The 9,123-nt window shown below is 45.2% G+C and carries 7 protein-coding genes; 6 read left to right on the forward strand and 1 reads right to left on the reverse strand.

Going from position 1 to position 9,123, the window contains the following annotated elements; all coding sequences use genetic code 11:
* Positions 1-315: 315 nt before the first annotated feature.
* Positions 316-1,200, reverse strand: a complete 885-nt coding sequence (locus RIG66_RS17575) for an NAD(P)-dependent oxidoreductase (protein ID WP_446380062.1) — start codon at positions 1,198-1,200, stop codon at positions 316-318.
* A gap of 214 nt (positions 1,201-1,414) precedes the next feature.
* Here RIG66_RS17575 and RIG66_RS17580 point away from each other — a divergent pair, with 214 nt between their 5' ends.
* From RIG66_RS17580 to RIG66_RS17605, 6 genes are all read left to right on the forward strand, one after another.
* Positions 1,415-2,911, forward strand: a complete 1,497-nt coding sequence (locus RIG66_RS17580) for a hypothetical protein (RefSeq protein ID WP_446380063.1) — start codon at positions 1,415-1,417, stop codon at positions 2,909-2,911.
* A gap of 317 nt (positions 2,912-3,228) precedes the next feature.
* Positions 3,229-4,182, forward strand: a complete 954-nt coding sequence (locus RIG66_RS17585) for a glycosyltransferase family 2 protein (protein ID WP_446380066.1) — start codon at positions 3,229-3,231, stop codon at positions 4,180-4,182.
* A 262-nt stretch (positions 4,183-4,444) separates the two neighbouring features.
* Complete coding sequence (locus RIG66_RS17590; protein ID WP_446380067.1) at positions 4,445-6,037, forward strand: hypothetical protein; 1,593 nt, start codon at positions 4,445-4,447, stop codon at positions 6,035-6,037.
* A gap of 79 nt (positions 6,038-6,116) precedes the next feature.
* A complete protein-coding gene (locus RIG66_RS17595; protein ID WP_446380064.1) occupies positions 6,117-7,073 on the forward strand; it encodes a lysylphosphatidylglycerol synthase transmembrane domain-containing protein in 957 nt (318 codons plus the stop codon).
* A 130-nt stretch (positions 7,074-7,203) separates the two neighbouring features.
* The gene (locus RIG66_RS17600; protein ID WP_446380065.1) at positions 7,204-8,649 is read left to right on the forward strand and encodes a sensor histidine kinase; all 1,446 of its coding nucleotides are present in this window, start codon (positions 7,204-7,206) and stop codon (positions 8,647-8,649) included.
* 162 nt (positions 8,650-8,811) lie between these two features.
* On the forward strand, positions 8,812-9,003 hold the full coding sequence (locus RIG66_RS17605) for a hypothetical protein (protein WP_446380068.1): 192 nt from the start codon (positions 8,812-8,814) through the stop codon (positions 9,001-9,003).
* Positions 9,004-9,123 lie beyond the last annotated feature (120 nt).

The following is a 9,123-nucleotide window of genomic DNA, read 5'->3' on the forward strand; positions in this document are numbered from 1 at the left end:
ATCTGCATTTTTCTCGGTTTTTAGAGCAACTTGTAATTTTTCTTTTTGAGCGGGTTTCAAATAATTTTTGGCTGGCATATTTTTTTCGTTTTTCGGATTTCCTATTTTAATTATACCCTATTTAAATGCCGAACAGCTTAAACCTGCCCCTACAAATGCGTAACTGTTGTTACATTATGTCCTTCTGCCTTCTGCCTTATTGGACTAGTGCAAGAAGGCAGAAATAACTGAACAGCTAACATCTCCCCCAGCTTCCCCAGCTCCCCCAGCTCCTCCACACCTACAAAGCTGCTCACATATTTCCGCCGCGCTGCACTAGGACTTCTGATAAGCGCGAATCATTGCCTGAGTCCCCTGTTCCCCTCCTTTACCACTATCAAACTCTTGAACCATATTAAACAAACGGTCAGCAAGTTCCACTCCTGGTAATTCCTGAGGCGATGAATTTAAGGTTTCCTGCACCAATCTTAAATCCTTCAAAATATGCTTAATCATAAAACCCGGTTGGAAATCCGACGCCGCAATTTTCGGTCCTAAATTCGACAGCGCCCAAGAACCAGCCGCTCCCGTACTGCAAACCTCTACAATTAAGTTCGGGTCAATATCCTGCTGCTGCGCCAACTGCATCGCTTCACACAACGCCACCGCATGAACCGCCGCCAAAACCTGGTTACACAGTTTGACCGCTTGACCACTCCCCATCGGTCCACACAGGCGAATGGTTTTGCCTAAAACCTCCAACAACGGTTTGCTTTCCTCAAAATCTTTAGCCTCTCCACCCACCATAATCGTCAGCGTGCCATTTTTTGCCCCAATATCACCCCCTGAAATGGGCGCATCCAAAAAGCGCAAGTTATGCTGTTGCAGTTGGGTACCTATTTCACGCGCCGCCTCTGGACCAATCGTACTGGTATCAATCACCAGCGTACCTGGACGCGCTGATTCGGCAACCCCTCCGGTTCCCAGCAGAACCTCTTTGACATCAGGCACATCACTGACACAGGAAAAGACAACATCTGCCGATGCGACAGCCTCGCGAATCGAAGACACCACCGTTACCCCAGCCTGAGCCGCAATCTCTACACCCGGACGGTTAGGGGTTCGATTCCACGCCTTAACCGCGTAACCCGATGGCGCCAAATTTGCCGCCATAGGTCCGCCCATGACGCCAAGTCCGATAAAGGCAATCTGTTGATTCATATCTGTTGACTCCGTTGTCTGTGTTTCTGATAAGTTGCTAGAGGTGTCATGCCTTTGTCATACTAGAATCTCTTGGAAGAAAATCGGGGAGTCTCAGTCTCACGCCAATCATCGAGTTGGTTTGCCAGAAAAGCGACAGTAAATAAGCAATACGGGATAAACCGACGGAATAGAAAATAACTTATAAAAATAACCAGAATACTTTAGAAATACTATGGTAAATCCCAGCGAGATTCAAGAGTCCACTCGTCCCCAGCAGCAACTCGCGCATCAGCAGGTTGGGAAAATGGCGTTCGCCTTATCCATCGGCATTGGGCTGATTTATCTGGCATTTCTCAAACCGGGGATTTGGGGCTTTGATGGCAATGACATGCTGCATGTTTCCCAGTCATTAGTTACCGAATTTGATTTTAGCGTGCCGCCCGGTTCCGGAGCCTTGGGTCGCGATGGGCAATATTACTCAATTCGATATCCCTTATTACCGATTATTGCCACACCCTTTGTTGCCGTGGGACTGGTGTTGGGTCACTGGTTCAATATACCGACGAACTATTCATCGGCGGTTTGTGCGTTGGTTGTATCAGTAATATTAACCGCTTTAACCACATCGCTGGTGGCTTTGTTGGCATTGCGCTTGGGTAGCAGTCGCACAGATGCGTATTTAGCCGCCTTATGTTTTGCCTTGGGTACGACAGCCTTAGTCTATTCGCGAGAGTTCTTTGCTGAACCCCTCCTCTCTTTTATAACTGCGTCTAGCCTCTATCTCGCCCTGGGAAAAACCAGTCGTGAACATGCGGGTGCGAGTATTCTTTCCGGTTTAGCCTTGACTGCTAAACCTGCGGGTATTGTCATTGGACCGGTGTTGTCCGCCTATCTCCTACTCAAGCGGTACCCCCTGCGGAATGCTCTGGGTCCCCTACTGGGTACAATTATGGGGTTCATGCTGTTTATGGCGTATAACTACCTGCGGTTTGGTGGTTTACTATCCAGTGGACAAAATGCCTCGAAATTTACCCTGGATGGAATGCTAGAACGATTCATCGGTTTGATCTTGAGTCCCGGCGCAGGGGGGGGGTTAATCTGGTACTGTCCGCCAACGATTCTGGCAATTATTGGATTCCGCAACGCGCTCAAATCTAAACCCCTAGAAGCCTTAGCCATTGGGGGTATATTCGGTGGGTATTGGCTACTCCATTCCTTGTGGGAATTTGGCGGCTGGAGTTGGGGACCTCGATTTTTAGTTCCCGCACTTCCAGGATTGATGGCGCTAGTCGCACTCATTGGGAAAAGGTGGTGGAAGTGGTTAATTGGTTTGACGGTACTCGGATTCCTCGCCAATGCCCCGACCCTGGTATCGTATTTTCAACGCTACTATGCTGAAGCCCTTGATGGAGGATATATCAATCGAGCCAGAGCCTTATGGGATTCGCCCAGCTATGCTCCTCTATTTAATGCTTGGGGAGCTGCCTATCGCCAGGTTAGCAGTGCCTTAAGTACAAATATTCGAGATGTCCTAGGGCAAGTTGGAGAACCACCGCCCGGAGACCAAATGACCAGCGCCCAACTGTTACATATTGTGGCGGTGTGGTGGTGGGTTTTGCCTGCTGTGGGTATCCCGATTTGGGTGGGCGGACTTTTAGCCGCCCTGTTGATTGGAGCAGGCGTTTGGGTACTGCGTTGGGGATGGTTACAAGCTAGAGCCAAAGCATAAACGGAATAGTGAAACAAGGCAGAGGAGAGGAGCAGGGGAGCAGAGGGACAGAAGGTTTCAAGGAAAATAGCAATAATTTAAGGGAGAAGTAAATAAATTAGATAAACATGATATTAGTTATTAAGGAATTCATAATTGTCTTAATCTTATAGCCATTCCAACTCATTCAGGAAACTCAAGGCTAATTCCTGAGCCTACAAAAAACACTCGTACCTCTTGATTACTGTTCCCTGTTCCCTATTCCCTTTGTCTACCTTGGGGAGTTCCCCTCTCAAATGGAATGGTTATATGACTCAAAAGTCTTGGCGATAAGTGCAATGAAACTAATCATCCAAATCCCTTGTTACAACGAAGAAGCAACCCTGGGACTAACACTGTCCGAACTTCCCCGTCAAGTCCCTGGAGTCGATACAGTCGAGTGGTTGATTATTAATGATGGCAGTCTCGACCGGACAGTTGAAGTTGCCAAAGCCTGTGGCGTTGACCATATTGTTAGCTTTGATCATAATCAGGGTTTAGCCAAGGGGTTTATGGCAGGGATAGAAGCCTGTTTAAAGGCAGGAGCCGATATTATCGTGAATACGGATGCCGATAATCAATACTGTGCCGCAGACATCCCCAAACTAATTGAACCTATCTTACAAGGTCAGGCAGAAATTGTCATAGGTGCTAGACCCATCCAGCAAATTAAGCATTTTTCTCCCGCCAAAAAGTTTTTGCAAAAATTAGGAAGCTGGGTAGTACGAATCGCGAGTAAAACCAATATTCCTGACGCTCCCAGTGGCTTCCGTGCCATCAGTCGGAATGCGGCGCTGCAACTGAATGTGTTTAGCCAATATACGTATACCCTAGAAATGATTATTCAGGCGGGGCAAAAAAACATCGCCATTGCTTCGGTGCCAATTAGAACCAATGATTTCCTGCGCCCGTCCCGTTTAGTTAAAAGTATTCCCGCTTATATCCAGCGCTCCATTCTTACGATTGTCCGCATTTTCATGACCTATCAACCGCTCCAGTTCTTCATTGTTCTGGGGACGCTTCCTTTCGGCTTGGGGTTGATTCTATGCGTGCGTTGGTTGGTGGTATTTGATCCGGATAGAAGTCGTGCGCCTAGCTTAATTGTAGCCGCTATTTTAATTCTGATTGGCTTTCAACTGTGGATGTTTGGATTAATTGCTGACTTGATGGCGGTGAATCGTAAGCTGCTAGAAGATATTCAACTGCGGCGGCGACGCGCTGATATTGAAGAGTACAGAAAAAATCAAATATGAATCATCAACAAAGGCAGAGGAAAAGGCTTTTGGTCACATATTGCCACACTGATAATAAATCCAAAGTTAACGGGAGGTGGGCAAGAGCAACCAACGATAATATAAATGTTTCCAAGTTTATCATTCTTGCCCACCCTACATAAAATTGCCTTATTGAGACAGGTGCAAGATATGAGTTTGAGTAAACTGAGCAGATGACGAAAGACGTAGCTTGTTTCTCGAAAAGCGAGTATAACAAACGAATGACAAATGACAAATGACAATGAATAAAGACCTGTTTGCCCGCGAAGCCCTTGCCCAAATACCCAAACTCCTTACCCTGCTAGACCGCAACCCACACAGCCCTACCTACGGCTGTTTTGACCGCAACTTTTGGCAGTATAAAATTATTGATTTCCCTAGTGGAATGGCTCAGGAGTTTGTTCTGCCTCTAGCCTTAGCATATAATACCCAGTTATCCGATAACCCTTTCTACCAACAACCAGCGATTCAAGATTGGGTGGAAGCCGGAATTCTTTATGCGGCTAAAAGCGCTCATCCGGATGGGTCTTGTGATGACTATTTCCCTTTTGAACGCGCTGGAGGCGCAGCGGCATTTTCCCTACTTGCCTGTATTGACAGTTATCAAGAATTAGGGTTAAATAATCCAATTGCTTTAAAGTTTTTTGAAAAACGAGCCGATTGGCTAGCCCATCATCAAGAAAGTGGACGCCTTACCAATCACCAAGCGTTAATTGTTCTGTGTCTAGATTTACTGTCTAATCTATTACAAGCCACCAAATGGGATAGAGCCAGAGTACAACGTTTAGAACAGGTATTATCTTGGCAAAACCCTGAAGGTTGGTTTATTGAGTACGAAGGTTGTGACCCCGGTTACCATACGTTAACGATTTCTTGTTTAGCGCGAATTTATCAACTCAGACCTGATCCCCGGCTTAAAGAAGCATTAGTCAAAGCGGTTGATTTGGCGGCAGAATTTGTGCATCCTGATGGCTCTTATGGGGGAGAATATACGAGTCGCAATACTTATAATTTCTTTCCCCATGGTTTTGAACTGGTGGGACAGTGGTATCCCCAAGCCCTAGAAATTAACGATCGCGTCCTGGTGGGACTGGCAAATGGACTGGCTCCTTGCTATGCTGACGATCACATTATTGGTCACCATACCTGGAACTATCTACTCACATGGCGCGATTTTGTGTCAACTCGACCTGAACCCACTCCCCGTTCTCCCGGTCGAGTTTGGTTTAAGGACGCACAAGTTTTAATTGACCGTCGCCAAAATACGGAACTGTATTTAGCCTTAAACAAAGGGGGGGTATTTAAACTGTTTCAGGACAAGCGTTTAGTCGCCTCTGACACTCAATTTTCATTGCAAGTCCTAACGGGTAAAAAGATAAAAAATGCTGTCGGTCATTTAGTTGATACCTATCAAGTCAAAGTTGAGGACAATGAAATTATGATTGAAGGAGAGTTGGGGTGGGCAAAACAGAAACAAATGACCCCCACAAATTTACTAATATTGCGAGTCGTCATGCTCACAGTAGGTCGCTTCTTTCCCAACTTAATCCGCAAACTCTTACAAAAAATGCTAATTACAGGCAAACAAAAAGCTCCGTTCCACTTCCGTCGCTTGATCGAGTGGAAAAATGGACAGTGGCATATCACCGATGAGTTGCAAGCTCAGTCCTGGAAAGACGTAATCGCTGCCGGAATTGGTGGCGATCAAACTTCGATTTATGTGGTTATGAGTCGCACGTTTCAACGGGGACAATTACAGCCCTGGTTAGATTTAACCAATGAGGTTAAGAAGCTAGATGCTTATGAATGGCTGCGATTAGAGCGAAAATTTTAAAAGTAGGAATCATGAGTCTAAGTTCACTGTTCTGTGACCTAAGACTAATAACTAATGACCTAAGACTAATAATTAATTTATGAAACGACTAATTTCAATCACCGTCAGCCTAATTATCCTGGCAGTGATTTACTCCAAAATTGATTTTCCCGAACTCGTTGCCGTTTTTCAAAATAGCGATCGCGTCTGGATGCCTGTAAGCTTGGGAATGGTTGTTCCCCTAACCTTATTCACGTCTTGGCGGTTGCAACAACTGATGCCCAGTGGCGCTCGCTTGGGCTTTTTTGAGGCAAATCGGTTAATCTTAGCGGCAAGTGTTTTAAATATGGTGCTGCCGTCCAAGATGGGGGATATTGCCAAAGCCTATTTCATGAAACAGCGGGGTCATTTGAGTGGGACTCTTTCGTTATCGCTGGTGATTTTTGAAAAAGCTTGTGATCTGTTATCCCTGCTGTTATGGTGTGTTTTTGGTTTATTACTCTATGAACCGAAAGATTGGCTATTTTGGCTAATGACGACAGCGGTGGGCATGGGTTTAATCTTGGGAATTTGTCTCTTGGCGTCTCGAAAATTTGCTTATTTTTTCTTTGTCGTGGCTCGCAAGATTGCTCCAAAAAAAATGCGTTCAAAATTAGAAACAATGCAAGGCTCTTGGGGCGACATGCATGACTATTTTTGGCGCGATCAACGTCAGCTTCTCAAGATTACTGGAACGTCGATTTTTATTTGGTTTTTACACTTATTACAAATTTGGTTTTTTATCCTAGCGCTGAAGGCAACGACTCCATTTCTAGTCAATCTCGCCTTGTCTCCCCTCGCCATTTTAGCCGGATTATTACCTCTAACCTTTGCCGGAGTTGGCACACGCGATGCAGCATTAGTATTGTTTTATCAGGACTATCTAGACCCCGCAACCGCCGCCGCCTTGGGATTGCTGTGTACCTCGCGTTACTTTTTACCTGCCATTGGCGGATTACCCTTCCTGAGTCAATTTTTAGCAACAATCCGTACAATCAAGGGCAGTCAAGACACGTAGCGCTTAAGGTGACTCATCTCACCCAATTTAGTGATTGAAATCACAAGTATTGCGGACTACATATCACTGATAGCGTGATCCGAATCCTAGAAGCTAGTAGTAATGCCCAGATAAGCTTAGCAACGCCCCCATGTTACTTCCCAGCAGCGACCGTTTACTCAACAGTCCACCTGATTGGTCGGAGTCAGACAAACCCTTATGTCCTAATTTGGTTAAGCAAACTCGGCAGATAGAAGTGTTGAACGAGGAATTAGCGGCTCAAATTGCAGAACGTCAAGATATGGAGTTAGCCCTGAGGAAATATCGCAGCATGTTTGAGGGTGCCGTTGAGGGCATCTTTCAAACCACTCCAGACGGGCATTTTATTGACTGCAATCCAGCGCTGGCAAAGATTTATGGTTATGCATCCCCCGCTGAACTATTGGAAACGCTAACCGACATTGGACAACAACTCTATGTGAATCCGAATCGACGCCGGGACTTTATTGAGAAACTGCGATCGCACGATTCAGTTACAGACTTTGAATCCCAGGTGTATCGCAAAGATGGGCAGATCATCTGGATTTGTGAGAATGCTAGGGCGGTGCGCGATCGCGACGGGAATTTACTCTACTATGAAGGGTTCGTCACCGATATCACCCAGCGCAAAGTTACCGAGGAATCCTTGCGGCGATCCCAAGCAAAATACAAAGCCCAAGCTGAACAACTGGAGGAGACATTAAATCAACTGCGCCAGACGCAACAACAGTTGATCGAAAAAGAACATCTTTCCACCTTAGGCAAATTGCTGGCTGGAGTTGCCCACGAAATTAATAATCCGGTTAATTTCTTATGTAACAATTTTCCCCATGCTCAACAATATACCACAGACTTATTAAATTTACTCCAACTCTACAGCAAATATAACCCCCAACCTGCACCAGAAATTCAACAGGAAGTCGAAGAAATCGATTTAGAGTTTGTCGTTGAAGACTTTCCAAAAACCCTGTCATCTATGCAAATGGGGGCTGAACGTCTGCGCCAACTTGTTTATTCCCTCAAAACTCTATCTGGAGCAGACGAAGAGCAATCGATAGATATTCACCAAGGGCTAGATAGCACCCTAGTCATGCTCTACTATCGTTTAAAATCCAAAGGAAACAAGCAAGAAATTAAAGTGTTCAAGGATTATAGCACACTGCCTTTAGTCACTTGTTATCCTTGTGGGTTAAATCAGGTATTTATGAATGTGCTGTGCAATGCCATTGATGCCCTAAAAGATATGCGTTCTCAACCCGCGAATGGGGACAGTGAGCAAACTATAACGCCATCCATCTGGATTCGCACAGAATTAATTGATAATGGGAAATCTGGGGCGTGTGCGGTTATTCGCATTATCGATAACGGACCGGGAATAGATGAGGAACTGAAACAGCGAATCTTTGAGCCTTTTTTTACCACTAAACCTCCGGGAAAAGGTACGGGTTTAGGATTGTCAATTAGCTATCAAATCATTGTTGAAAAACATGGCGGAACGTTTACCTGTAATTCTACACCGGGTCAAGGAACAGAGTTTGTGATTGAAATTCCGATTTGATTTGACTTGGGCATGGCGCGTGAATTAATCTCCTCATTTTTGATCATGCCCTATTCCCTGTTTACCTCTTTACCTCTTTAACAAAAAAACTGCTGCCTGTTGCTCAAACCACAGTAAACTAGACTAAAATTGGAGTGATTGACTGTAGCGTTAAAGGGTAACGTGATCCAATTCACACGCCGAGAAATAGAAAAAGCTTGGCGAGAAAACCTATCGGCTTCTTCCAGCAAAACCCCCAGAACTAATCCTCATCGTCTGCTATTGTTTTATGCTGTTGAGTGTGGACTCAAGGCAATTCTGATGCGCCGACGCCAGAGAGACTGCACTGATGACAGTAAGCTGTTCGGCATTTAAATAGGGTATAATTAAAATAGGAAATCCGAAAAACGAAAAAAATATGCCAGCCAAAAATTATTTGAAACCCGCTCAAAAAGAAAAATTACAAGTTGCTCTAAAAACCGAGAAAAATGCAGA

Source organism: Coleofasciculus sp. E2-BRE-01 (assembly GCF_040221695.1).
In the GTDB taxonomy this organism is placed as follows: domain Bacteria; phylum Cyanobacteriota; class Cyanobacteriia; order Cyanobacteriales; family Coleofasciculaceae; genus Coleofasciculus.

Excerpts from the sequence above, each read along its gene's own strand:
- RIG66_RS17590 (WP_446380067.1), top strand. The coding sequence starts at position 4,445 with ATGAATAAAGACCTGTTTGCCCGCGAAGCCCTTGCCCAAATACCCAAA.
- RIG66_RS17600 (WP_446380065.1), top strand. The coding sequence starts at position 7,204 with ATGTTACTTCCCAGCAGCGACCGTTTACTCAACAGTCCACCTGATTGG.
- RIG66_RS17585 (WP_446380066.1), top strand. The coding sequence starts at position 3,229 with ATGAAACTAATCATCCAAATCCCTTGTTACAACGAAGAAGCAACCCTG.
- RIG66_RS17595 (WP_446380064.1), top strand. The coding sequence starts at position 6,117 with ATGAAACGACTAATTTCAATCACCGTCAGCCTAATTATCCTGGCAGTG.
- RIG66_RS17580 (WP_446380063.1), top strand. The coding sequence starts at position 1,415 with ATGGTAAATCCCAGCGAGATTCAAGAGTCCACTCGTCCCCAGCAGCAA.
- RIG66_RS17575 (WP_446380062.1), bottom strand. The coding sequence starts at position 1,200 with ATGAATCAACAGATTGCCTTTATCGGACTTGGCGTCATGGGCGGACCT.